The sequence below is a fragment of the Larkinella terrae genome (assembly GCF_009668025.1).
GTDB lineage: Bacteria > Bacteroidota > Bacteroidia > Cytophagales > Spirosomataceae > Larkinella > Larkinella terrae.
Genome location: NZ_WJXZ01000002.1, coordinates 400,591 through 426,888, shown reverse-complemented (window position 1 = coordinate 426,888; position 26,298 = coordinate 400,591). Strand labels below are relative to the sequence as shown.

Below are 26,298 nucleotides of genomic sequence, written 5' to 3'. Positions count from 1 at the left end.
TTAGGGAACGGTTGAGGAATCGTTCGGGGGAATTGTCGGAAGAAATGGCATTTTATCGACCTGACAGCTTTTATCGGCCAGACCCAGCGGTTCTACAAACCGACGTGGTAATCATAGCCGCGCTCGGCCCAGAAGTCGCGGGGACGTTCGTCGCTGAACCAGATGCTGCCGATGCGTTTGAGGTTTTTGACACCGTATTTTACCGGAATAATCAGCCGAAGCGGGGCGCCGTGCGGATCGGTGAGCGGTTGGTCGTTCATTTCGTAGGCCAGCAGCGTTTGGGGATGCAGCGCGCTCGGCGTGTCGATGCCCACGTAATAACCGCCGTCGGGCGTTTTCATGCCAACGTACGGATACCAGTCGTCGGAACCGGTTTTCTTCCCCAGTTGGTATTTTTTAACAAATTCCGCGAAGTTCACTCCGCCCCAGTGCTGAATCTGGCTCCATCCCTCGATGCATTTGAACTGGTAAATGATCTCCTGTTTCGGCATCGTCTTGAGGTCGTCCAGGGAAATCAATAGCGGTTTTTGGGCGGGTCGCTCAACGGTCAGCCGCCAGGCGTCTTTATCGATTGCGCTCCGTAAACCGTCTTTGCCGTTGACCCGAACATTTTTGGCAGCCCGTTCTTTTGGAAAGGTCGGGGCCAGATTGGCGTTGCTGAAATAACTGTCGGCCACTTTCTCATTCGCATTCAAAACCTCCCGAAATACCTTCGGCAACCGATTCTGTTTAGGCTGGATCATGATCCATTTCCAGATGCTGTACGGGATGATACCTGCCGCTGCAAACCACGCAAACGCCTTCAGCGTCCGGCGACGGATTTGCTGCTCGGTTGTCAATTCTTCGCGGTGCGGTTTTTTCTCGGGAAGATTTTCTGCGGTATCGTCGATTTCGGCCATCTGGATGTTTTTGAAATTTTCTCAAACCTGTAAGGTTTTAAAAACCTTACAGGTTTATTCGTCCTGACAGTTTTTAGACTGTTAAACTGGGCGGCACGGGTTTAACCTCTTTCTTTTCCACCTCAAAACCGGTGACCATTGCCTGAAAATTGTTCCAGCCCGTCCGGACCACCTGCGCGATGTGAATCAAAAAAAACAGGACGTAGCCGATGGTCAGGATAAAATGGATCAGCCGGGCGGTTTCGTAGCCGCCGGTCAGGGTAGTCAGCCAGGCAAACTGGGTTGGTTTATAAATGGCTAAACCGGTTAGCAGCGAGCCAAAGCCCATCACCAGAATGGCCGTGTATGCAATGCGTTGCGCCCCGTTGTATTTCACCTGCGGAGGAGCGGTTTTTCGCAACCCCAGATCGTGCAGCGTCACCTGCCAGGCTTCCCGAAACGAGTGGCGATTGGGCAGCAAAAACCGCCATTCGCCCGAAATAAACGTGTACAGAAAATACAGAATTCCGTTGATCGTAAACAGCCACATGAAGACAAAATGCCACGACATGCCTTCCGCCAGCCGCCGACGCAGGTTCAGCGCCTGAATAAACCAGTTCGGGAAAAACTTGAACAACACCACATCGCCGATCTGAATTTTGTAAGGCTGGTACGCCCAGTAAATGAGCAAACCGCTCCAGATCATGATGGTCAGAATCGGGAAATTGATCCAGTGAAACCAGCGGATCGCGAGCGGATGTTTGTGGACGATGCGTTTCATTTGCCAACCAGTTCTTTTACAAGGCGTTCTGCTTTGTAAATATACCGCATCGACGCCACAATCGCCCCGGTATTGACCGAAACCGTGCGGTTTTTATCGGGAACAAAAATGAAGCTCCCCGGCAAGCTTTCCATATTGCCGTCAAACGCCAGCCCCACCGCTTCCCGGTTTTTGTTGATCAGCGGGCTGCCTGAATTACCGCCAATAATATCATTCGTCGAAACAAAACACATCGGCTGACGCAGCAACTCGGCGGGCGGATTCAGCCAGCGTTTGGGCAGCGACCACGGAAATTTGCCGTTGAACGAGTAGTACCGGTCGTATAAACCCGAAAACGTGGTCTGGTAAGGTGCCATCGTTCCGTTGTACGGAAAACCCTTTACAATACCGTCGTTGATCCGCAGCGAAAACGTCGCATCCGGCGGAATACCGGTTCCGTACACTTCATACAATAACCGCCCTAGATTCGACCGCAAAACCGTTTGCCGCCCCGCAATGGCCTTCGTTGCGGCAGAGGCCTCCTGATAACGCGGCACCGAAATCCGGGCGAGGGCCAGCAACGGATCGTTGTCGCCACTGATGGCCGCCGGGCCTTTGGTCACCAGATCGTTGATGTATCCCTGATCGTTCATTTTCGTGTTATTCATCAGATAGGCGGCCGCTTCTTTGGGCGATTTGCCGTTCAAAGCCGCCTTGACGTACGGATCGTCGTTGCCCAAAGCCGCCTGCGCTTCGCTCAGGTGGGCCGCCAGATAAGCTTCTTCCAGGGCGCGATCGGTCAGCTTGGGTGTCTGGAGTAATTCCTTTACCTGCTCTGCGCGACCAGGATTTTGACGAGCCACGTCGGCATAAGTCACCAGCAAATGCGCAAAAACCAGTAAATCACCCCGCGACAGTTCGCTCGGCGACAGATACGTATTGTCCTTATAATACTTCCGCAGCTCACTCACGTTGCTGGCAATGTTGTCCCACAATTTCAGATTGACGTCGAACCGCGAACCGGTCGCTCCGGACGCCGAGCCGTTAGCAGTTTCGGTCTTTTTGCCGGAACCGGTGCTTAACCGGCCTTGTCCGCGACCGCCTTCCAGCCGTTGGGCGTCGGCTTTGAACTGCTGCTCGAAAGCGCCTTTGCGGGCGATGAGGTACGGATCACGCAGCCCTTCCAACTGACCGCCGTAGGCTTTCAGGCTGTTTTCAAAACTGAAAATTTCGTTCTGGATGCTGTCGCTTTTTGCTTTTGCGTTATAAACCTGCAATGCATCGGCGCGGTTGCGGAGCAGTTGGAGGATGTACGGTATTTTCAGATCACGGTCGAATTCGAGTTCAGCCACGGTTTTCAGTCGCTCGGTGCTTCCGGGATTTCCGGTGACAAAAACCGGTTCGCCTTCCCGGATGCCGTTTGGATTAAACTTGAAGAAGTGCGTGGTTTTTAGCGGCTTTCCGTTGTCGTACACCCGAAAAAACGAAAAATCGAGGGCGTAGCGCGGGTACGTAAAGTTGTCGGGATCACCGCCAAAAAAGCCCAGATCGAGTTCGGGCATCAGCACCAGTCGGACGTCGTTGTAGCGTTTAAAACCGTAGAGCGCGTAGCGACCGCCGTTGTAGAACGTAATCGTCTGCAATTCCAGCCCTTTCCATTCCGGCTGGTTTCCGAATTCCTGCTTGATGGACGCAAACTCCCGCTCGCGCAGTTGCAGTTGTTCGGCTTCGGTTTTTCCGCTGCTCATGCTGGCCTGCACGCGGGTGGTGATGTCCTCGATTTTCAGTAACTGATCGACGTACAGGTTTTCGACTTTGCGTTCTTCGGCCAGGGTTTTAGCAAAAAAACCGGTCGCATTCAGGTTTTCGCCCTTCCGCTGCACGCCCGTCCCCGACTCCCGCGCGCAGTGGTGGTTGGTCATCACCAGCCCGCTGGCCGAAACGAACGACGCGGAACAGTAATCCGCAAACCGCAGCGACGACAGCCGCACTTCATCGAACCACTTCTGGTCGGGCGTAAAACCGTATGTTTTCTGGAAATACTCCTGAGGTGGCGTGTCGAACGTCCACATCTTGCCCATATCGAATTGACCGGCTTTGACCGTATCGGGGTTCAGGGTTGCCTGGGCCGAAACGAAAACCGTTTTGACCAGGAAAAGGGCTACAAATAATAACCTCATAGACAATGATTACAGTGATAATTGACTCTGATTTCAGTGATGATTGACTCTGATTACGGTGGTTTTATTGATCAATTATGATTTCAATGCTGATTAAAGAGATGATAATCTACGATACGATGACGGGTTTGGATTGAAACCACGATGAATCATTCGATCACCCCAATTACAACAATAATCATGAATTATCATCGCAACATCATAATCATCATCAACATCACCGTAATCATAGTCCGTTCTTCACCACAAATTCTTCCGCTTCCTTATCGTCTTTCCGAACGAACGGTCTGATAATGAGCCGGGTGCCGCGTTCGTAGGTAAACAGCCGGTAAATCCAGTTGCTCAGCACCACCAGCTTGCTCCGAAAACCGATCAGGTAATAAATATGGACGAACAGCCACGCGACCCAGGCAATAAACCCGCCTAAGTGCAGGTTGCCCGGCAAATCGGCGACGGCGCGGACACGGCCAATGATCGCCAGCGAGCCTTTGTCGAAGTAATCAAACTTCGTCATCGGTTCGTTTTTAATCAGTCGGCGGAGGTTTTTCGCCAGGTGCTGCCCCTGCTGAATCGCCGGTTGCGCAACGCCGGGATGACCATTTGGCCACTTCCCGGTTTTCATCATGGCAATGTCGCCGATGGCAAAAATATCGCTGAAGCCTTCCACCTGATTGAATTCGTTGACCGTCAGCCGACCTCCGCGCGCAATGATTTCTTTCTGAAAACCGTCGATGAGCGCACCCGTCACGCCAGCGGCCCAAACCACCGTCTGCGACCGGATTTTCTCCCCGGTTTTCAGCGTCACCACCTCGCCGTCGTAGGTATCGACCAGGCTTTTCAGCTTGATGATCACGCCCAGTTCTTCCAGGTATTTGTGGGTTTTTTCACTGGCTTCGGGCGACATCGGCGGCAGAACCCGGTCCAGTCCTTCCACCAGATAGATTTTCATTTTACTGAAATCGAGTCCCGGATAATCGCCCGGCAAAACGTGTTTCCGCATTTCGGCCAGCGATCCGGCCATTTCCACGCCCGTTGGTCCGGCCCCGACAATCACGAAATTCAGCAGACTTTCCCGGATTTCGGGATCGACCGTGATGCTGGCCTGCTCGAACGATTGCAGCAACTGGCTGCGGAGGTTCAGCGCTTCGGGAATGGTTTTGAGCGAAAAGGAATATTTCTGCACCTGATCGTTGCCGAAAAAGTTAGCTTTCGTGCCGGTGGCAATCACCAGGTAATCGTAATGCAGATCGCCGATCATCGTCTTCACGGTTTTCGCCACCGGATCGACGCCCAGCACGCGCACCAGCCGGAAGTGAAAATCCTCGTATTCTTCGTCGAACATCTTCCGAAGCGGCTCGGCAATGGCGTCCGGTTCCAGCCCGGCCGTGGCAACCTGATACAGCAGCGGCCAGAAACCGTGGTAGTTCTGTTTATCAAACATCACAATCTGGAAGTCCTTGCCGTTCAGCTTCTTCACCAGATTGAGCCCGCCAAAACCGCCACCAATCACGACTACCCGCGGCTTGGTGGTTTCGGGAATGTTGAGGGATAGTTTATCAAAATTCAGCATGATCTTCGTGCGTTTATCAGGTCGTTACTATGGTAACCCGGCATTCCCAAAACTGTTAACTTCAGTTAGTTTATACTTTTTGAATGCCTTCTATCGTAATAACAAAGTATAGCCTCATTGAATGCCTGAATGAAGTATTTCTTCCCATTTTATTTTGTGTTTTTGATTGGTACGATCAACACGTTTGCGCAATCACTTCCGTCCCGATCCGTCGCCACCGTGAGCGGTTACGTGCGGGAAAAAGGCAGTCAGGAAGCGCTGATTGGCGTCAATGTTTACCTGCCCGGCACCTCCACCGGAACCGTCACCAACACCTACGGTTTTTATTCCCTGACGCTTCCGGCGCAGGACAGCGTCACGGTCGCCTTTTCCTTCGTGGGCTACGAATCCGTCCAGCGATCCGTGCAGCTTCGCCGAAACACCGAAATCGATATTGTGCTGACGCCCGGCCAGTTGCTCACCGAAGTGGTCGTCACCGGAAACCGGACGGAGGAAAAAGTGAGCGAAACCGCCCGCATGAGTTCCATCGACGTGCCCGTTGCGCAGATCAAGAAAATACCGGCTTTTCTGGGTGAAAAGGATGTTTTGAAAGTGCTGCAACTCATGCCGGGCGTGCAGAAAGGCTCCGAAGGCAGCACCGGGATTTACGTGCGCGGGGGCGGTCCCGACCAGAATCTGATCATCGTCGACGACGCGATCGTTTACAATGCCAACCACCTGTTCGGTTTTTTCTCGGTCTTCAACGGCGATGCGCTCAAGAGCGTCGAGCTGATCAAAGGCGGTTTTCCGGCGCGTTACGGCGGACGGCTGTCGTCGGTGATCGAAATGAACATGAAGGAAGGCAACAAGGAAAAACTCCACGGCGAGGGCGGTATTGGCCTGATTGCCTCGCGGTTAACGCTGGAAGGGCCATTGACCAAGAAGAAATCGGGGGCGGGTTCCTCATCGTTTCTGATATCGGCCCGGCGGACGTACCTGGATTTTGTGGCCCGGCCCCTCATCAAACAGCAAACCGACGGGCAAACCGTGGCCGGTTATTATTTCTACGACCTGAACGCCAAAGCCAATTACGATTTTGGTCCGAAAAACAAGCTGTACCTGAGCGGTTATTTCGGGCAGGACCGGTTTTACGTGGATGACAAGGAAAGCGCCACCAAAATTAACCTCGACTGGGGCAACGCAACGGCGACGCTGCGCTGGAATCATCTGTTTTCGCAACGGCTTTTTTCCAATCTTTCGCTGATTTTCAGCAAGTATAAATTCCAGATTTCGTCGGACGAGCGCGATACGCAAACCGCCGACCTGTTTTCGCTGCGCTACAGTTCCGGCATCCGGGATTTCTCACTGAAGTACGACGTCGATTTTTATCCGTCTCCCCAGCATTCGCTGCGGTTTGGTGTTCAGAGCATTGCGCACCGGTTTACGCCCAGCGCGGTGGTACTGCAAAATACGCTGATCAACCAGTATACGACCAAGATCGACGCCATCGACGTGATGGAATCCGGTTTATACGCCGAAGACAACTGGCGACCGACCGCGCGCTGGCGCATCAACGCCGGGATCCGGTTGAGCCATTTTATTCAGAAACAGGTCAATTATTTCCGGCCCGAACCGCGCGTTTCGGCGGCTTACGTCCTGAAACCGTCGCTCTCGGTGAAGGCGTCGTACGCGCTGATGAACCAGTATGTGCATTTGCTTTCCAATACCGGCATTGGTTTGCCGACCGACCTCTGGGTGCCGACCACCGATCAGGTAAAACCGCAGCAGTCGCAGCAGATTGCCGTCGGCATTGCGAAGGATTTTGCCGACAAGGGCGCTACCCGCGGCCTGGCGCTGACCGTGGAGGGCTATTACAAGACGATGAACAACATCATCAACTACCGCGAAGGAGCCAGCTTTCTATTGATCAACAGCCCCGAATCGGCCAATCAGGTGCGGTGGGAGGACAACGTAACGGCGGGCAAAGGCTGGTCGTACGGTGCGGAAGTGTTGTTGCAGAAAAAGCTGGGGCGGTTTACGGGCTGGACCGGTTATACGCTTTCCTGGACGCAGTGGCAGTTCCCGGAATTGAATTTTGGCAAAAAGTTTTTCCCGCGCTACGACCGGCGGCACGACATTTCGGTGGTCGGGATTTATGAACTCAATTCACGGATCACGCTATCGGGAACCTGGGTGTACGGCACCGGCAATGCCCTGACGGTTCCGCTGGCAAAATACCAGGCCGCGACTCACCAGGTCAATCCGATTGTCAACAACGACAATTCGTTTATCAATCAGTTTTTTGGCTACGGACGGGCGGTGAACGATTACAGCGAAAAGAACAGTTTCCGGGCCGAAGCGTATCACCGCATGGACATCGGCATTCAGTTTCACAAGAAAAAACGGCACCACGAGCGCACCTGGGAAGTCAGCGTTTACAACCTCTACAACCGCCGGAATCCGTTTTTCTACCAGCTGAACACGGTTACGAACGAGCAGACCAACCAGCCAACGAAGACGGTTTTTCAGCGGTATTCGGTTTTTCCGATTGTTCCTTCGGTTACGTACGGTTTTAAATTTTAAGCGCTTATGCGACTATATACCTTTTGCCCCCAACCCCCTGAAGGGGGCTTTCCAAAACCGATTGAAGCCCCAATCAGGGGGTTGGGGGCAATTTTGAGCGCCGGTATACATCGATTAAAAACGGTTGCTTTGTTCGCACTGCTTTATCCGGTTTTGCTGTCGTGCCAGAATCTGGTGACGGAAATTGACCCGTCCCGACTGCCGCAAATTCAGAGTAAGCTAGTCGTGAATGGTTATTTATCACCCCAGGATACGGTTTTGGCCGTTTCGGTTTCGAGTTCACAGACGGTTCTGGGCGACATTGTTACCGACTCGGTCAACACGGTTCGGGGCGCCACGGTTACGTTAACCAGCGAAGGCAAAACCGTGACGCTGGCCTACAATCCGGAACAGCGCGTCTACACCGCCGACGCCCGTCCGTTTCCGATTCTGGCCGGAAAAACCTATTCGATTCAGGTGAGTGTCGCGGGTTATGAAACTGTCAGCAGTTCCTGCACGATCCCCAAAGCCGTCCCGGTTTCAGAGATCAAACTGGATTCCAATCGGAGTTTTTCCGGTCCATACATTGATTCCGGCTGGGTCTACACGGTTCGGGCGGTTTGGCAGGACCCGGCGGGCGAAACCAATTATTACCGGGTTGCGGGGTACGCCGAGTGCATCAATCGGATTCCGCGCACGCCCACCGCGCACATCGATTCCACTACGCCGAGGGTGTTGCTGCGGGGCATCATCGGTTTCGGGCGGCAGGATCAGTTCATTTCCGACCAGAATCAGGACGGGCAACTGCTGCTTTCGGCGCGTGGCGAGGTGCCGTCTTTTTTCAATTACTCCTTTTACGATCCAACGACCCAGGCAACGTATTCCGGCGATTATCCCTACGCCAAACCGCTGACGATCCGAATTTCCGTTCTGCAAACCGACGAAAATTATTTCAACTACCACCGGGCGCGCCAGCAGCAACGCCAGTCGGCCAACAACCCATTTGCCGAACCGGTCTTGATGCCCACGAATATCACGGGCGGTTTGGGCTGCTTTGCGGGCTATAACCGTTCGACGAGGGTGTTGCTTGTGAGGTAGATAGGAATCCGTTCCATCCGTGTTTCTATCTTTTTCGGGTTTGTAGTTGCCGCAGAATCGCCCGCAACTGCTTTGGATTATTCAGATACGGCGACAGATCAAACAGTTCCACTTTGCGGAATTCGACCGGATGACTTTCACTTTGCAGCGCGATGTACCCTTCGCGGAGCAATTGCCCATCTTTTTTCACGGCCGCGTCGTAATGAATGACGTTGCCACCCCCGATCTGCGGTTTTTCGTAGGTCAGAACCGTATCGCCTTCTACGATGTGTTTCACCAGCGAATCGCCCAGCACCAGCGTTTCCGCGTGGACCCACTGATCGCCGTGGTAGGTTTTGGATTGGGAATCGATGCAGTGGGGCGTAAACAGCTTGCCGTCCATCACCACGTTTGTGCCGGGCGTGCAGAGGTTGGCCGTATGGCGTTCGTGCTGCCCGTCTCCGCCCAGCAACTGCATTTCGAGCGAAATCGGGAAATCCTGGTCCACGCCCATCGTTTTGGGGTCCTGGCAATGCAGCATGGCTCCGCTGTTGCGAACAGCCCAGCCCGGTCCACCCGCCACCTGATCGCCCACAAACCGGTATTCGACCGCCAGCAGGTACGCAGAAAACGGTTTTTTGTAGAAAATGTGGCCGAACTGCTCGTCAAAATTCTTGTACTGATCGTACCGAACGATCATCTTGCCGTCTTCCACCCGAAATGTATTGCCAAAATTATCGTCGAGCGGATGTTTCGAAATCTTGACCGACCAGTCTTTCAGGTCTTTGCCGTTGAACAGTTGAATCCACGCATCCGCCTTAGGCTGAGAACATTCCGGGCGTAACCCGGCAAATAGGAACAAGCTGATGAAATAAGACAATAAGCGCATAGTCGTAAAAAGGTCATTTCAGGTAAACTAACTGCAAAAAAAGGCGATACCGGCGGCACTTTACTGTTTACGATTTCCTGGAATCAGTTACGCAACACACTCCAAAAAACCGTTGGTGGGGCAGTTGTTCCCACAATAGGCTTTTGGGATCTAAACTAGTCCGTGGTTGCAAAAAAACGCATCTTTGGAATATGAAACTATTGCTGGTAGAAGATGAGGTCAGTGTCGCTTCGTTTATTCGCAAGGGCGTGGAAAGCGAAGGCTATGAAATTGACGTGGCCTACGATGGCCAGATTGGTCAGCGGCTGGCGGATCAGAACCTGTATGATGTTGTTATTCTGGACGTCAACCTGCCCAAAGTCAACGGTTTTGATTTGTGTGCGCACATCAAACAACAATCCCCCCGGCAACCGGTTTTGATGCTGACGGCCCTCGATAGTTTGTCCGATAAGGAAAGCGGTTTTGGGGCCGGAGCGGATGATTACCTCGTCAAACCGTTTGAATTCCGCGAATTGATTCTGCGGGTGAAAGCGCTGGGTCGACGCAACAGTGCCTTTTCCGGCCTGAAAACCGTTCTCCGGCTGGCCGATCTCGAACTGGATACCGAAGCCCGGCGCGTGACCCGCTCCGGACAACTCATCGAACTCACCGCGCGGGAGTACGCCCTGCTGGAATACCTGCTGGTGAATCAGGGACGGATTGTCAGCCGCGTGGACATCGCCGAACGGGTCTGGGATTTGCATTTTGACACCAACACCAACGTGATCGACGTCTATATCAACTACCTAAGGAAGAAAATTGACAGGAATTTTGAACCCAAACTGCTGCATACCGTGGTAGGAATGGGCTACGTTTTACGGACGTAATCATGCAGATTAAGCACAAGATCATTCTCTGGTTTGCGTCGCTGGTCGCGTTTATCCTGCTGTTGTTTTCGGTCTATGTTTACAGCACCTACACCCGGTTTCGCCAGCGGGCCATCGAGGACCGGCTCGAGCGCAAGGCCCGGGTGACCGAACAACTCCTGACGTTGCAGGGAACCGTGGCCGGGAGTGTGATCACGTCCATGCCCGAACAGGTCGAATGGGTGTATTCGCCGACCGACAGCCTGATTTACGCCAGCCAGAGTACCAATGATTTCCGCCCGGATCAGGCTTTTCGGGAGCGGGTCCGGCGCCAGCGGCTGGTCCGGTTTAGTTACGAAAGTCCCGGACACCTGCATCCCAAAGACGGCGTCGCGCTCACCTATCCGGGTCAGGCCCCTTCCCCCGACGGGCGCGATTTTGTGGCCATCGTAACCGCCTACGATCAGGACGGGTACCAGCGGCAGCAGGAATTGCGGGATTTATTCATTCTCGGCAATGCGGTCGCCATTGGGCTTGTTTTGCTGGCCGGATACGTGTTTTCCCGGCAGGCGCTCAAACCGCTGATCCACCTCATTAACCAGATCAACGCACCGGAAACCGGGCGACCGGGTTTTCGATTACGGCCCGACAACCCGAAGGATGAGGTCGGCGTGATGGCCCAGGCTTTCAACGACTTACTAACGCGGCAGGAACGGCTGGTCGAAAACCAGCGCTCGTTTATTGCCCAAGCTTCGCACGAGTTGCGAACGCCACTGACGACCATCAAAGGCTGGCTGGAAACTTCCCTGACCTACGATTCGGATACCGACAGTCTGAAGCGTGGAATGGCGCAGGCCGTCAGTGAACTTGACAAACTCACCGCCCTGTCGAACGGTTTGCTCCAACTCGCCCGGATCGACGACGTGGATGCCCGGATCGACCGCCAGCCGCTCGAACTGCTGGAAATCGTACTAGATGCCGCCGACACCCTCGGTCAGCAACGGGCGGGGCAAACCCTGCTGGTTCAGGTCAGCGACGGCATTCTGCAACAACCCGACTCCATTACCCTAAGTGGAAATGCGTATCTGCTCCGAACCGCGCTCCTGAACCTGCTGGACAATGCCGTTAAGTATTCGGACGGAAAACCGGTGTCGTTATCGGTTGACATGGACACCGAAGAACGGGTTCGCATCCGGATTGAGGATCAGGGTATTGGCCTGAAAACGGGCGAGGAAGATCAGATTTTTCTGCCGCTGGTGCGCGGTACGAACGTGGCTTCCATCGAAGGCTTTGGCATCGGACTGACGCTGGCCCAGCGCATCGTGGCACTCCATCATGGTACGCTGCGGTTACTCAACCGCCCCGGCGGTGGCACCACTGCCGAGATCATCCTGCCGCTGCCAATCGGTGCGGGTTCTAATGTCATCTAATGTGGCTCTAATTTCGTTCTAATCTCGATCAGGTAGGTTTGTCCATATCCCTAATCCGGAATGGCATGCTTACCAAGATAAAAAAATACCACTGGCTCCTACCGGCCTGGCTCAGTTGCTGGGCGAGCCTGAGCTGGGCGCAGCCGCCAACGCCCGATCAACTTACCTTAACCCAGGCACTGGAACTGGCGCGAACCAACTATCCGAGTCTGCGCAGCAAACTGGCGACCATCCGGGCCGCCGAAGCCGATCAACAGGGGTTGCTGCAATCGTTTCTGCCGCAGGCCGGGGTGCAGGCCCAGTTGCTCAATGCAACCTCGAACCAGGTGCGCGGAGCTTACATTTCCAATGGCGGTTTGCTCCTGCCCATTTCCGGCGTCCGAACGGATGACTTCAATGGCAAAGCCGCCTGGAGCAGCGGCACGTCGATGGTCGTTGATTGGGAAGCCGTTACGTTTGGGCGTCGGCAGGCCCGGCGGCAGCAGGCGCAACTCACGATCGAACAGGCCCAGGCCGATTACGAAGGCGAATTATTCACGCATCAGGTGCGGGTTTGCGATGCCTACCTGCTGGCGTTGAATGCCCGGAAGGCCGTGGCACTGCAAACCGTCAGTCTGGAACGGGCACAGGCGCTGCAAACAATCATTCGGGCCAGTACCGAAGGCGGTTTACGACCCGGAATCGACAGCGCCGTCGCCAATACCGAAGTCGCCCGCGCCCGCTTGCAGGTCCTGGAAAGTCAGCAGATTGCCCAGCAACAAGTCCTGCGGTTAACCGAACTGGTGGGTCAGCCCAACCCGGCGGTCGAGTTGGATTCGCTGGTCTTCTACGACCGGTTGCCGCTGCTGTCGGTAGCGCCCGCATCGAACAGCCTTCATCCCCAACTCCGGGTTTTTCAAAAAGGGCTGGAACTTAGTCAGGCCAATGTCAACTGGCTGAAAACCGCAGCCTTGCCTTCGGTTTCGCTTCTTGGCTCACTGCAGGGCCGGGGGTCGGGCATTGGCAAGAGTCCCGAAGCCGACGGCACGTTCCGGATTGATCCTTCGCTGGGAGCCGGTTTGCCGCTGCGGTCTTTTAATTACATCGTGGGCGTCACGGCCATCTGGCGGCCCACCGATCTGTTTCGCACGAAATATGCCCTGAATGCCCAGCGCGAACGGATTAACGCCTTTCAGCAGAATTACAACCAGCAAACGCTGGCGCTCAAAACCGCCGATCAGAATGCGAGGCTGCAACTGGAACTGGCCGGGCTCCGCGCCCGGCAGGCTCCGCTGCAACTGGATGCGGCCCGACAGGCCTACGGTCAGGCCCAGGCGCGTTACGAATCCGGGCTGGATAACATTCTGACGCTGACCCAGGCCACCGCGCTGCTCAACCGCGCCGAAGTGGATCAGGCCCTGACCACCAACAGTGTCTGGCGGGCGCTGCTGCTGCGGGCGGCCACCGCCGGTGATCTGGATTCTTTTTTACAACAACTGCCCCGCTAACCCAATCGCCATGCTGAAAACTGCCTTAGCCAAACCCATTACGGTCATCGTCGCGCTGGTGGGCGTCGTGGTTTTTGCCGTACTCGCTTTACTGAAAATACCGGTCGATATTTTCCCCGCGCTCAACCTGCCAACCATTTACATTGCCCAGCCCTACGGCGGGATGACGCCCGCCCAGATGGAAGGGTTTATTGCCACGCGCTACCAGAACCAGTTGCTGTATGTTTCGGGAATTAAAGCCGTGGAGGTCAAGAACATTCAGGGCCTTTGTCTGGTCAAGTGTACGTTTTACGAAGACGTGAACATGGCGCAGGTCTCCGGCGAGGTCGCCAATCAGGTCAGCCGGGTCATGAATTACCTGCCACCGGGCACCGTGCCGCCTACTGTAGTGCGCTTCGATGCCTCGAGTCTGCCGGTCGGGCAGTTGGTGTTCAGCAGCCGCCGGGCGTCGCTGGGCGAAATGCAGGATCTGGCGTCGACCCGCATTCGCCCGCTGTTTTCCCAGATTCCGGGAGCCTCGGCACCTCCGCCATTCGGCGGGAACGAGCGAACCGTGGTGGTTCGCGTGTCGCCCGAACGGATGCGGAGTTACGAACTGACGCCCGACGAAATCGTGCAGGCGGTGGTGAAAAACAATCAGATTTCGCCCGCCGGAAGCGTGCGGATCGGCGATTATATGGTGATGACGCCCAGCAATACCGTTCTCGACAAAGTAGACGAATTCATGAACGTGCCGCTTCGCAAGGGCGTCGGCCCGACGGTTTTTCTGCGCGACGTGGCCACGGTAGAAGATGCGACCGATATGCCCGTGGGGTACGCGCTGGTCAACGGCAAACGATCGGTCTACATTCCGGTCACCAAAACCGCCGACGCATCGACGATGAGTGTCGTGAACGCCCTGAAGGCCCGGCTCTCCGAAATGAAAGCGCTGCTGCCGGACGATGTGCAGCTCACCTATGAGTTCGACCAGTCCAAATACGTGACGCAGGCCGTGCACAGCCTGGGCGTGGAGGGCGGTTTAGGGGCGGTTTTGACCGGTTTGATGGTGCTGCTCTTTCTGGGCGACTGGCGGAGTTCGCTGATCGTGATTCTCACCATCCCTGTTTCCATCCTGGCGGCCATACTGCTGCTGAATCTGACCGGCCAGACGATCAACATCATGACGCTCTCGGGCCTGGCACTGGCCATTGGGATTCTGGTCGATCAGGCCACGGTGGTGATCGAAAACATTCACCAGCATCTGGAAATGGGCAAGCCCAAAGCCCGGGCCATTCTGGATGCCTGCCAGGAAGTGGCGTTTCCACTGCTGCTGATCACCCTGTGTATTCTGGCGGTTTTTGCGCCCGCGTTCCTGATGAATGGTGTGCCCCGGGGGATGTTTCTGCCCCTGTCGCTGTCGGTCGGCTTTACGATCATCGTTTCCTACATTCTGTCGCAAACCTTCGTACCGGTTGTCTCGAACTGGTGGCTGAAAAACCACCTCCATGCCGCCCCGCACGATCTGAGCATTTTACCCGATTTAACCAACGGGCAGGAAAAGCAGCAGGAACGGTACGAAAACCGCCATCCCGCCAAAGTAAGCGGTTTTGAGCGGTTCAAGCTCGGCTACCTCCGGGTGCTCGACGGCCTGATGGGTCGGCGGGTGCTGGTGATAACGGTGTACGGCCTGCTTTGCGCCGTTCTGATTGGCATCGGTTTTACGCAGATTGGGCAGGACATGATGCCCCGGCAGAACCACGCCCGCCAGTTTCAGGTCCGGATTGTGGGGCCGCAGGGGCTGCGCATCGAACGAACGGAAGAGCTGACCAAACAGGTGATCCGGCAAATCGGCGACATTGTTGGGAACAAGAACATCGCCATTTCGTCGGCCTTTGTGGGCATGACGCCCTCCAGCTACGGAACCAGCGCCCTGTACGTATTCAATTCGGGGCCACACGAAGCCGTTTTGCAGGTCAATTTATCCGATGACTACGAGGTTCGCTCACTCGACGCCCTGAAGGAACAGATTCGTCGGCGCGTCCGGCAGAAATTACCCAACGTCCGGCTATCGTTCGAACCCATCGACCTGACCGACAAAATCATGAGTCAGGGTGCGCAAACGCCGATCGAAATTCTGGTGGGCGGAAAAGACCTGGCGGAAGGACAACACTACGCCAACCGGCTGCTGGCGCGACTACGGGAAATACCATACCTGCGGGATCGGCGCATCAACCAGCCCCTGAGCTACCCCACCGTTCAGATTCAGGTGGATCGTGAACGGGCTGCGCAATTGGGCCTGAGTACCGACGAGATTGCGAAATCGCTGGTGGCGGCTACCTCATCGAGCCGGTTTACGGCCAAAAACCTCTGGCTCGATCAGTCGAAAGGGTTTGCCTACCAGGTTCAGATTGAATTGGAACAACAGCACATGAAGTCGGTGGCCGATATTCAGAGCATTCCGCTCGTGAAAGGTCAGCTCCGGCCCACGCTGGGCGACGTGGCCACCATCCGTCCTACCAACGTTCCGGGGCAGTACGACCGCATTGGTCCCCGGCGCATCATTACGGTTTCGGCCAATGTTAACAACATGGATTTAGGCACCGCAACCCGGGATGTTCAGGCCGCCATCAAGGCGGCTGGCGAGCCGCCGAAAGGCTCGGTGGTCGAACTGCGCGGACTGGCCCAACTGCTTCAGGAAACGCTGAGTAGCCTGCAATTCGGTCTGGGGCTGGCGATTGTGGTAATCTTTCTCCTGCTGGCGGCTAATTACCAGTCGTTTAAAGTCGCGGGCGTGGTGCTGGTGAGCGTGCCCGCCGTGCTGGCAGGTTCCTTGACGCTTTTGCTGACGACCGGACAGACGCTGAATCTGCAATCGTATATGGGCATTATTATGTCGGTCGGGGTTTCGGTGGCTAATGCGCTGCTGCTGGTGACCAACGCCGAATCGCTGCGAATCCGGTACCGCGACGCCAAAGCAGCCGCGCGGGTGGCCGGGGCGGCCCGGTTGCGGCCCATTCTGATGACGGCGCTCGCCATGATCGCCGGGATGATCCCGATGGCCAGCGGCCTCGGCGAATCCGGGGAACAAACCGCTCCGCTGGGCCGGGCGGTTATTGGGGGGCTACTGTTTTCCACAATTGCCGCCCTGCTGATTCTGCCAGTGGTTTTCGCGGGTGTGCAGCGTCGCACCAACTTCGATTCGCCCTCGCTCGATCCCGACGATCCGGACAGTACGGTTTTTGATGGAAACCGCTCCGAAATCGCCGTTCTTGAAACTGTTTAACGCACTGAAACGCAAAACATTATGTTATTCCCTGCTCCTATTCGACCTTATCTAAGTCTGCTGCTGTTGGCGGGTTCCGGTCTATTTTTAAACAGCTGCGGTGATTCATCGGCGGAAAACAACCGGATGGCGGAAGCCCCGCTCGACGAAGAAATCCGCTACGAAGCCGTCCGACTCACGGCGTCCCAACCCACGCGGGAGCTCAACCTGCCGGGCGAGCTGGAAAGCTATTACGAAACCGATCTCTATCCGCGCGTCAGCAGTTATGTCAAGGCGCTCCACGCCGACATTGGCGATCGGGTGAATCAGGGACAGGTGCTGGCCGAACTGGAAGCGCCGGAGCTGACGGCCAACCTCACTGAAGCGTATTCGAAGGTCAAAGCCGCCGAAGCGGTTTACGGGGCCAGCAAAGGCACCTACCAGCGGGTGTTACGGACGAGCAAAACCCTCGGGGCCATCTCGCCGGTGGACCTGGATGCCGCCCGGACCAAAGCGGTTTCGGATAGTCTGGCGGTGGTTGCAGCCAACGCCCATTACAGTTCGGTTCAGCAACTCGTCAGCTATCTTAAAATAACCGCTCCGTTTTCGGGCGTCATTACCGACCGGCGGCTGGCTCCCGGCGCGTTTGTGGGGCCGGGCGGACAGAACGGCGTTCCCATTCTGAAAATCAAGCAACTCGACCGGCTGCGGCTCCGCATTGCGGTTCCGGAAGCGTACCTGGGCGACATCCGGCGCGGCAATCCGGTTCAATTTGCAGTGCGGAGTTTTCCCAATCAAACCTTTACCGGACGCATCAGCCGCGTCGCTAACAGTGTTCGGCCCGAAACCCGCTCCGAACTGGTGGAAATTGACTTCCAGAACAGGGGTGGCAAGCTCAAACCGGGTATGTTTGCCTCGGCCCGGCTGCCGGTCAGTCCATCGGGCGAAGGAAGCATTTACGTTCCCAAGTCGGCGGTAGTCAGCACGATGGACCGCACGTTCGTCTTCAAGGTGATTAATGGAAAAGCCGTGCGAACTACCGTGCAGAAGGGCGACGATGCCGCCGGGCAGACGCAGGTGTTTGGCGACCTGAAACCGGGGGAAGTGATTTTGAAAACCGCCAGCGAAGAAATGGCCGACGGGGCGTCGGTTCACATTCAGGAGGTGAAAAGCTAAACATGCACGGATCGTCGTCGAATAAGCACGTACATTCGATGACGATCTGTTTTCGGTTCAACGCCTTTGCGGCAAAACTCTTTGTAAAAGAATAATTCACTGAAAATCAGGGCGTATTCGTAGCAATTTCTCTAATCGGAACATTGGCAGGGAAACGGTGTGGTACCTTTTGGTCAGATCATCGTATTTACACATAAAACCCTTTCCATGAAAATTACCCCTACCCTTTTCCTCCTGAGCTTTCTGTTTTCGCCCCTCTGCCGGGCTCAGAAGAAGGATTATCTGTATTACGTAAAAACCCATTGCGATCAGTTGATCGACCGGGGAAAAGATCAGTACGGCCGCCAGAAAAGCAACATGCTGGCTTCCGTGATCGACACCCGCGACATGAGCATTCCGAAAGAAAATGTGACGCCCACGGAAGGCACGCGGCCGTCGGACCGGGCGGTGGGCGGCAGTAATTTTTACCACGACGTTGAGCTGGTCAAGGTCCTGAAAGAGTTGACTGCCCTTACCGGCAACCAGCGTTACACAACGGCGCTTAACCAGTACGCCCGCGATTTTATGACCTACAGCCAGAATCCGCTCACCGGTTTGCTGGGTTGGGGGGAACACATTTACTACAACTTTTACGCCGATACGGTGATGGAAGGTTCGGACCCGCTCGGCAAATACAAGTCGCACGAGTTTATCGAAAGCACCCCGCCCTGGGCGTTTCTCTGGGAAATTGATTCGGCAGCCACGCGCAAGGCCATCGCCGGAGTTCGTTACCATTTTCGGTCGGGGGTTACTCAGAGTTTTCTGTATAACCGGCACGCCCGCTGGCACAAAGCCGATAAACCCGAATACCGGGGTCTGGAACAATACCAGGACGGCGGACAGGCCTGGATCAAACACTCCGGTCTGCAATGTTACTCGTTCACGTTTCTGTACGGAAAAACCGGCAATCCGGAATGGAAACGCTGGAGCGAAGGAACGGGCAATCTGTTCTGGAAATTCCGGAATCCCGAAACGAACCTGACCATTTCGTGCGTCGACGATCCCCGGCCTTCCGGGGTTAATGCCTCGCTGCCGGGCGCGTCGCTGCTGGCGTATTACCTGCTGAAATCGTCGCAGAACCACCCGGATTTTGCGCATTTCCGGGAGAAAGCGGAAACCTTCCTGAAAGCCATCGAAAAATACTCCTGGGATGAGCAGCGCAAAGGCTATTACAGCGAAGTCGCCCTGGACGGAAAAGTAGCCGACCCGACCCTGATTCAGGTCATCAACACCGGGTACGGCGCTGCGGATATCCTGCTGGTGGGGCGCGTGGCGGCTTATTTCTACAAAGTTACCGGCGACCCGGTTTACCGAAATATGGTCCGGAAAGCCGCCACGCTGGTAGCCGCCCAGGCCTGGCCCGACACCTTCGTGATGAATAGTCTGGCCAATGCTTTGCAGTTTACGCTGGACGCAGCCGAAGTGCTGAACGATAAACAACTGGTACAACACGCCCACAAACTCGGTAACATTGGCATCCAGAAACTCTGGAGCGGGAAATTGTTTGTCCGGCAACCGCAGGACCCGTATTACGAATCCAAGCTGGGTGCCAATGAGTTTGTCTCTGGCTTGCTGCGGCTGCACCTGCTGGAAAACAACCAGCCCGCCCGGGCTTCACTCCTGAACTGGGCCTTTTAAGAAAGTAGCTAGCTATTTTGGTGCTTAATAAAACCGGCAGAGGCTTCTTTGCCGGTTTTTACGCATCCGACGCGTGCCATCGGTACGCAACTAAAATTGAATTGCGTACCGATGGCACGCTTAAGTGGTGTGATCATGACCATTGCTACAAATATTTCGTGCCGATGGCACTTGAATCGCTGATAATCAACCATTATAGCCTACGTAATTTACGTCGAATGAATTAACTTATTGAACCAGCTTATTCAGAAAGGTTTTGTCGGAACCGCCACCCGCTCCGTAAAACCGCCTGTGTATCAACTGCTTATTTCGCAAGCTGAATTGCCAGAAAGAGGCATTTATCTGTGGCATCAAAATCGACTCAGTCCGGAAACGACGACTTTAACCCTAAAATAATTACCAAGTTCCCTGGATTCATTTCAGTTCTTAAAAACTGTTAACTTCCAACCTTTCCATACTTTTTCCGCTCTTTCGTCGTATAAGGGTTGAATGCTTTTATTTGCATGTCAAAATATGAAGCACCTGCTACTCAGTATCCACACCTTTTTTCTGTTCACCGTTGTTTCAACTCTGGCGCAAACCCCGACCAACCGTTACACCGTTAGCGGTTACGTTCGCGAAAAAGGCAGTCAGGAAGCCCTCATTGGCGTGAATGTGTACCTACCCGGTACCTCCACCGGAACCGTTACCAACACCTACGGTTTTTATTCCCTGACGCTGCCCGCGCAGGATAGTGTTATTCTGGCGTTCTCCTTCGTGGGCTACGAATCCGTGCAGCAAACCGTCTCTTTTCAGCGAAAAACCGAACTGAACGTCCAGCTCACGCCCGGTCGGATGCTGTCGGAAGTGACCGTAACCGGCAACCGTTCCGGTGAAGAGAAAGTCAGCGAAAGCCCGCGCATGAGTACCATCGACGTGCCGATCAATCAAATCAAGAAAATACCGGCTTTTCTGGGCGAAAAAGACGTTCTGAAAGTGCTGCAACTCATGCCGGGCGTGCAGAAAGGCTCCGAAGGCAGCACCGGCATTTACGTGCGCGGGGGTGGTCCCGACCAGAATCTGGTCGTTATGGACGATGCCGTGGTCTACAACGCCAATCACCTGTTCGGTTTTTTCTCGGTCTTCAACGGCGATGCGCTCAAGAGCGTCGAGCTGATCAAAGGCGGTTTTCCGGCGCGCTACGGCGGGCGGCTGTCGTCGGTAATTGAGATGAACATGAAGGAAGGCAACAAGGAAAAACTCCACGGCGAGGGCGGTATTGGCCTGATTGCTTCCCGACTGACGCTCGAAGGACCCATTCAGAAAGGCAAATCGTCGTTTCTGGTATCGGCCCGGCGGACGTACCTGGACGTGATAGCGCGGCCGTTGATCCGGGCAGAAAGCAAGGGTGAAGCGATGGCCGGGTATTATTTCTACGATCTGAACGCCAAAGTCAATTACGATTTTGGCCGGAAAGACAAGGTTTACCTGAGCGGTTATTTTGGCCGCGACCGGTTTTTTGCCCGCGAAACGCCCAAAGAAGAATTCCGGACCAAAACCAATGGAAGCCTGTTCTGGGGCAACGGAACCGGAACGCTGCGCTGGAACCACCTTTTCTCGGAAAAGCTCTTCTCCAATGCCTCACTGATCTACAGTAATTATATTTTTCAGATCGGATCGGAGGAAGAATCGACCCGGCGCAACGGTACGGAACTCGAAACCAGCACGTACCAACTCCGGTACAATTCCGGGATTCGGGATCTAACCGTTAAGTACGACCTGGATTATTACCCCAATCCCCGGCATTCGGTCCGGTTTGGGTTGCAGACCACCAACCACAAATTCACACCCAGCGCCATTGTCCTGAAAAACACCGAAGCTGCGCAATTCCGCACCGAAGTCGACGCGATTCGGGTCCAGGAATCGGGCGTCTACGCCGAAGACACCTGGAAACCGAACGAACGCTGGCGGGTGAATGGCGGTTTTCGGCTGAGTCTGTTTCAGCACAAAGCCGTGAATTACGTCCGACCCGAACCGCGACTGTCAGCGGCTTTAGTGCTGAAGCCGGATTTCTCGATCAAGGCGTCGTATGCGCTGATGAACCAGTACGTTCACCTGCTGTCGAATACCGGCATCGGCCTGCCAACGGACTTGTGGGTACCCACCACGGACCGCATCAAACCGCAGCAGTCGGAGCAGCTTGCCGCCGGTTTTGCCAAAGATTTTACGAAAGCGGGTAGTTTGTTTCGGGGAATGACGCTGACCGTGGAGGGCTATTACAAAACGATGAAAAACATCATCAACTACCGCGAAGGGGCCAGTTTTCTGCTCATTGGCAACCCGGAATCGGCCAATGAGGTGCGCTGGGAAGACAACGTGACGGCGGGCAAGGGCTGGTCGTACGGCGCGGAATTTTTGCTCCAGAAGAAAGTCGGGCGGTTTTCGGGCTGGCTGGGCTACACGCTGTCGTGGACGCAGTGGCAGTTTCCGGAGCTGAATTTCGGGAAGAAGTTTTTCCCGCGTTACGACCGGCGGCACGACATTTCGGTGGTTGGCATTTACGAGCTTAGTCCCCGCATTACGCTGTCAGGAACCTGGGTTTACGGCACCGGCAATGCGCTGACGGTGCCGCTGGCCGAATATTCGCCCCGCCCCCACCAGCCGGTCACCAACCCCTCGAATGGCTTTTATCCCGGCGGTTTTTATCCCTTCTTCCAACCGGCCAACGATTACGGCGCCAAAAACAGCTTCCGGGCTGAGCCTTATCACCGAATGGATTTTGGGATTCAGTTTCACAAGAAAAAACGGCACCACGAGCGCACCTGGGAGTTCAGCGTCTACAACCTGTATAACCGCCGGAATCCGTTCTTTTACGCGCTGCAAACGAAAGCGGGCGAAACGCCGACGGCGCCGTCGACCACGGTCCTGAAGCGGTATTCCGTTTTCCCGGTGGTTCCGTCCTTTAGTTATAATTTCAAGTTCTAACTCGATATGCGGTTTTTACTTTTTCTCCTCCTCGCTGGCTCAATTGCATCGCTGACCGCCTGTGAAAGCCTTATCAATGAGGTTGATCCGGATCGTCTGCCGAAGGTCGAACGGAAACTGGCCGTTCAATGCTACATTTCTCCGCAGGACACGCTCCTGCTGGCCACCGTCAGTCTTTCCCAGCCGGTTCTGGAACCGCGCGCTTCGGCCCTTGCGAGTGAGATCAAAGTCGTTTTAACGGAAGGAAACCGGTCCATCGAACTGAAATTCGATCCAAAACAGTATGCCCACGTGGCCGACCCCCGGCTGTTTCCCATCGAAGCCGGAAAAACGTACCAGCTAGCCGTGCAATGGCGCGACCTGTCGGTTACGGCTTCCTGTACGGTTCCGAAAGCCATTCCAATCACCTCCATCAAACTGGATTCAACGCGGGAAACCAATTTCTGGGGCGGTTCATCCCGCTGGCTTTACGACGCCCGTCTGACCTGGGAAGACCCGGCCGATCAGACCAATTATTACCGGGTTGCGGGGGAAGTCCGGGCCAATCAGTGGGTAACCCTGAACCGGTTTGTCGCGGGACAATCGCGGCCCGACACTTTTCGAAGACAGGTTTTCATGCAGGCTCCGCTTTATTTTGACGCGGTCAACCAGCACATTTCCGACCTCAACCAGAATGGTCAATCCATTACCTCACCAAAAGGAAACCTGCCGAATTACCTCAATTATAGTTATTTCGATAGCCTGAGCAATGGATCGTACGGCGGGAATATCCCGCTCACCCAACGCCCGATTTTGGTCAGCTCCATGCTCCTGCACGTGGATAAAAATTATTACGATTACCACCGAACACTTCAGCAGCAGAACGACATCGAAGGAAACCCGTTCGCGGAACCGGTTTTGATTTCGACCAACATCCGGGGTGGTTTAGGGTGCTTTGCGGCATACAACCGTTCCACCAAAACCGCTACACTAAACTAACGCTCCGTAATGCAGCCCAATCTATTCGGTTTCGCAATCGATAATGTATTGCAACTCAATCTAATTTGTCTGATAAATCGTATCTTGGGTAACTTTCTTACCATCTCTCTGCTAGTGAATGAAACGTCTGTTTGCGGTGCTGTGCCTTTTGCTTTTCGGCTTCAGCAGTCCGGGGCAGACCCGCTATACCGTCAGCGGTTTTGTTCATGAAGCAGGCCCCGGTGCCGCCCTCGGTGGCGTAAACGTCTACACACCCGATCGCGCCTTCGGAACTATCACCAACCCGAGCGGTTTTTTCTCCCTAACCCTCCCCGAGCAGGACAGCCTGACGCTGGTTTTTTCGTTCGTAGGCTACCAGACGATCCAGCAAACCGTTCCCTTCCGCAGCCCGCAACAGCTGCGTGTTTTTTTAACCGCCGGACAACTTTTGCGCGAATTAACCGTCCGCTCCGCTACGGGAGAACGAACCGTCAGCGATATTCCGCAAATGAGCCAGATCCGTATTTCCGCCAGCCAAATCGAAAAAATACCGGCTTTGCTGGGCGAAAAAGACGTTTTGCGGGTGCTGCAACTTCTGCCGGGCGTTCAGAAAGGTTCGGAGGGAAATACCGGCATTTACGTGCGCGGGGGTGGTCCCGACCAGAATCTGATTTTGCTCGATGAAGCCGTGATTTACAATCCCGGGCATTTGCTGGGCTTTTTTTCGGCCTTCAACGGCGGTGTCGTCCGGACTGTCGAACTGACAAAAGGCGGTTTTCCGGCGCGATTTGGCGGACGACTTTCGTCGGTGATCGAAGTCAATACGAAAGAAGGAAATTCGGAAAAGCTGGCCGGTGAGGCCAGCCTCGGACTGGTTTCGTCGCGGCTGATGCTGGAAGGACCGCTGGGCAAAAAACGCGCATCGACTCATCCGGCCTCGTTCCTGATTGCGGGGCGCCGAACGTACATCGATCTCGTTACCCGCCCGTTTGCTACTTCGACAACGGAGTCTACTCAGAGCAACACCTATTTTTACGATCTGAACGCCCGGCTGAACGTGACGCTGGGTCGGAAAGACCGGTTTTTGCTGAGCGGTTTTGGAAGTCGGGATGCCTTTGTCAATCGCCAGAAGTCGGGGAGCAATCCGCTGCAGGGGAGTTTAAACTGGCGCAATGGAACCGCTACGTTCCGCTGGCATCACCTGATTTCTGAACGGGCGTTTACCAATCTATCGCTCATTTACACCCAATACCACCTGAATGTCGCCAACGAAGATGTCGGCCTCCGCGACACGACCAGCCTGCGGTATGCGCTCCGGTATCGCTCCGGTATTCGGGACCTTTCACTGAAATACGCGGTTGATTATTTTCCGGCCCATCACCAGTTCCGTTTCGGCTTTCAGACGACGCACCACCGGTTTACGCCCGGCGCCGTGGTGACGACGGAAGACGTTGATCCGACGACGCCCCGCCTGTTCATCGACGCCCTGGAATCCGGCTTGTACGCCGAAGACACCTGGCGACCGGTCGCTCACTGGCATGTGAACGCCGGTTTTCGGCTCAGCCATTTTTTGCTGATTCGAACGGGTACCTTACCCCGGACCGGAAAACCGGCCGGCCAATCGGAAGGCACATCGGTCCGCGCCGGACGGCCGATCCAGTATTTCCGCCCCGAACCCCGGTTGTCGGTAGCGTATCTGGTAAAACCGTCGTTTTCGGTCAAGGCTTCGTACGCGATGATGAACCAGTTTACGCATCTGCTGTCGAACAACGGGGCCGGTTTGCCCGCCGATCTGTGGGTTCCCACCACCAGCCGCCTTCTTCCGCAGCAGGCGCATCAGGTCGCCGTTGGGCTGGCCCGGGATTTTACCCACGCCAGTCACCCAAGCCGGAATCTGGCCGTTACGCTGGAAGGGTATTATAAAATCCTCAGCAACAGCATCAGTTACGTTGAAGGGGCCAGTTTTCTACAGGAAGAACCTGCGCAACCGGCCGATAACAAACCCTGGGAAATCAACATTACTTCCGGTCGGAGCTGGTCGTACGGCGGGGAATTTCTGGTCCAGAAAAAAACCGGTCGGCTTTCGGGCTGGCTGGGCTATACGCTTTCCTGGGCCTGGTCGCAGTTTCCGGCGTTGAACGGTGGGCAGCGATTTCACCCGCGCTACGACCGGCGGCACGACGCTTCGTTGGTTGGGATATACGAGCTAAAACCGGGGCTTACGTTTTCCTGGACCTGGGTGTATGGCACCGGGCAGGCGCTTACGCTGCCGATTTCCCGGTTTTCCGGTTTCGAAAATCGCCCTTCTTCCTCGGCCAATTCCGGTAGCGCCCAGGAGCAGTTGTTTGGCCCGGCACCCAATGTCAAAGAATACGGTGGTCGGAACAGTTTCCGGGCGGAAGCTTACCACCGGCTGGATGTCGGTTTCCGGTTTCAGAAGCAACGAAACCGGTTTGCTCGGACCTGGGAGGTCGGCATTTACAACGTTTACAACCGCCGAAACCCGTTTTATTATTCGCTGGAAGGAAAAGATCAGGGTGTCGGCAAACATTCCAAAAGTGTCCTGTACAAATATTCGCTGTTTCCGATGGTTCCTTCGGTCAGCTACACGGTTTCATTCTGAGGG

16 protein-coding genes are annotated in these 26,298 nt (G+C 55.1%); 11 read left to right on the top strand and 5 right to left on the bottom strand.

Annotated features, from left to right (window positions below):
• Nucleotides 1–92 precede the first annotated feature (92 nt).
• From GJJ30_RS05785 to GJJ30_RS05770, 4 genes are all read right to left on the bottom strand, one after another.
• Nucleotides 93–899: a molybdopterin-dependent oxidoreductase gene (locus GJJ30_RS05785; RefSeq protein ID WP_154174114.1), complete on the bottom strand. Its 807-nt coding sequence runs from the start codon at nucleotides 897–899 to the stop codon at nucleotides 93–95.
• Nucleotides 900–972: 73 nt separating this feature from the next.
• Nucleotides 973–1,659, bottom strand: a complete 687-nt coding sequence (locus GJJ30_RS05780; protein ID WP_154174112.1) for a cytochrome b/b6 domain-containing protein — start codon at nucleotides 1,657–1,659, stop codon at nucleotides 973–975.
• The gene (locus tag GJJ30_RS05775; RefSeq protein ID WP_154174110.1) at nucleotides 1,656–3,818 is read right to left on the bottom strand and encodes a S46 family peptidase; all 2,163 of its coding nucleotides are present in this window, start codon (nucleotides 3,816–3,818) and stop codon (nucleotides 1,656–1,658) included. The genes GJJ30_RS05780 and GJJ30_RS05775 overlap by 4 nt, the downstream gene beginning before the upstream one ends.
• Before the next feature lie 226 nt (nucleotides 3,819–4,044).
• On the bottom strand, nucleotides 4,045–5,388 hold the full coding sequence (locus GJJ30_RS05770) for an NAD(P)/FAD-dependent oxidoreductase (protein ID WP_154174108.1): 1,344 nt from the start codon (nucleotides 5,386–5,388) through the stop codon (nucleotides 4,045–4,047).
• Nucleotides 5,389–5,517: 129 nt separating this feature from the next.
• Here GJJ30_RS05770 and GJJ30_RS05765 point away from each other — a divergent pair, with 129 nt between their 5' ends.
• Together GJJ30_RS05765 and GJJ30_RS05760 are read left to right on the top strand one after the other, a co-directional pair.
• Nucleotides 5,518–7,950 carry a TonB-dependent receptor gene (locus GJJ30_RS05765; protein ID WP_154174106.1) on the top strand — a complete coding sequence of 811 codons (2,433 nt, stop codon included), beginning with the start codon at nucleotides 5,518–5,520 and terminating at the stop codon, nucleotides 7,948–7,950.
• 129 nt (nucleotides 7,951–8,079) lie between these two features.
• Nucleotides 8,080–9,027, top strand: a complete 948-nt coding sequence (locus tag GJJ30_RS05760) for a DUF4249 domain-containing protein (protein ID WP_170299135.1) — start codon at nucleotides 8,080–8,082, stop codon at nucleotides 9,025–9,027.
• Between the two features lie 25 nt (nucleotides 9,028–9,052).
• On the opposite strand, the gene GJJ30_RS05755 is transcribed toward GJJ30_RS05760, so the two are convergent.
• Entirely contained in the window at nucleotides 9,053–9,895 is an 843-nt protein-coding gene (locus tag GJJ30_RS05755) for a 3-keto-disaccharide hydrolase (RefSeq protein WP_154174102.1), read from the bottom strand.
• A 191-nt stretch (nucleotides 9,896–10,086) separates the two neighbouring features.
• On the opposite strand from GJJ30_RS05755, the gene GJJ30_RS05750 reads away from it, so the two are divergent.
• The 9 genes from GJJ30_RS05750 to GJJ30_RS05710 all read left to right on the top strand — a co-directional run bounded on the left by GJJ30_RS05750 (nucleotide 10,087) and on the right by GJJ30_RS05710 (nucleotide 26,295).
• Nucleotides 10,087–10,761 carry a response regulator transcription factor gene (locus tag GJJ30_RS05750; protein WP_154174100.1) on the top strand — a complete coding sequence of 225 codons (675 nt, stop codon included), beginning with the start codon at nucleotides 10,087–10,089 and terminating at the stop codon, nucleotides 10,759–10,761.
• Nucleotides 10,762–10,763: 2 nt separating this feature from the next.
• Complete coding sequence (locus tag GJJ30_RS05745) at nucleotides 10,764–12,170, top strand: sensor histidine kinase (RefSeq protein WP_154174098.1); 1,407 nt, start codon at nucleotides 10,764–10,766, stop codon at nucleotides 12,168–12,170.
• Nucleotides 12,171–12,235: 65 nt separating this feature from the next.
• Nucleotides 12,236–13,657, top strand: coding sequence for a TolC family protein (locus GJJ30_RS05740; RefSeq protein ID WP_154174096.1), 1,422 nt, complete (start codon nucleotides 12,236–12,238; stop codon nucleotides 13,655–13,657).
• Nucleotides 13,658–13,667: 10 nt separating this feature from the next.
• Entirely contained in the window at nucleotides 13,668–16,919 is a 3,252-nt protein-coding gene (locus tag GJJ30_RS05735; RefSeq protein WP_154174094.1) for an efflux RND transporter permease subunit, read from the top strand.
• Between the two features lie 21 nt (nucleotides 16,920–16,940).
• Nucleotides 16,941–18,074 (top strand): efflux RND transporter periplasmic adaptor subunit, encoded by a 1,134-nt coding sequence (locus GJJ30_RS05730; RefSeq protein WP_154174092.1) that lies wholly within the window; start codon nucleotides 16,941–16,943, stop codon nucleotides 18,072–18,074.
• Between the two features lie 207 nt (nucleotides 18,075–18,281).
• Entirely contained in the window at nucleotides 18,282–19,751 is a 1,470-nt protein-coding gene (locus GJJ30_RS05725) for a hypothetical protein (protein ID WP_154174090.1), read from the top strand.
• Between the two features lie 513 nt (nucleotides 19,752–20,264).
• Complete coding sequence (locus tag GJJ30_RS05720; RefSeq protein ID WP_154174088.1) at nucleotides 20,265–22,715, top strand: TonB-dependent receptor; 2,451 nt, start codon at nucleotides 20,265–20,267, stop codon at nucleotides 22,713–22,715.
• A 6-nt stretch (nucleotides 22,716–22,721) separates the two neighbouring features.
• Nucleotides 22,722–23,693, top strand: a complete 972-nt coding sequence (locus tag GJJ30_RS05715; RefSeq protein ID WP_154174086.1) for a DUF4249 domain-containing protein — start codon at nucleotides 22,722–22,724, stop codon at nucleotides 23,691–23,693.
• 118 nt (nucleotides 23,694–23,811) lie between these two features.
• Entirely contained in the window at nucleotides 23,812–26,295 is a 2,484-nt protein-coding gene (locus tag GJJ30_RS05710; protein WP_154174084.1) for a TonB-dependent receptor, read from the top strand.
• Nucleotides 26,296–26,298: the final 3 nt, after the last annotated feature.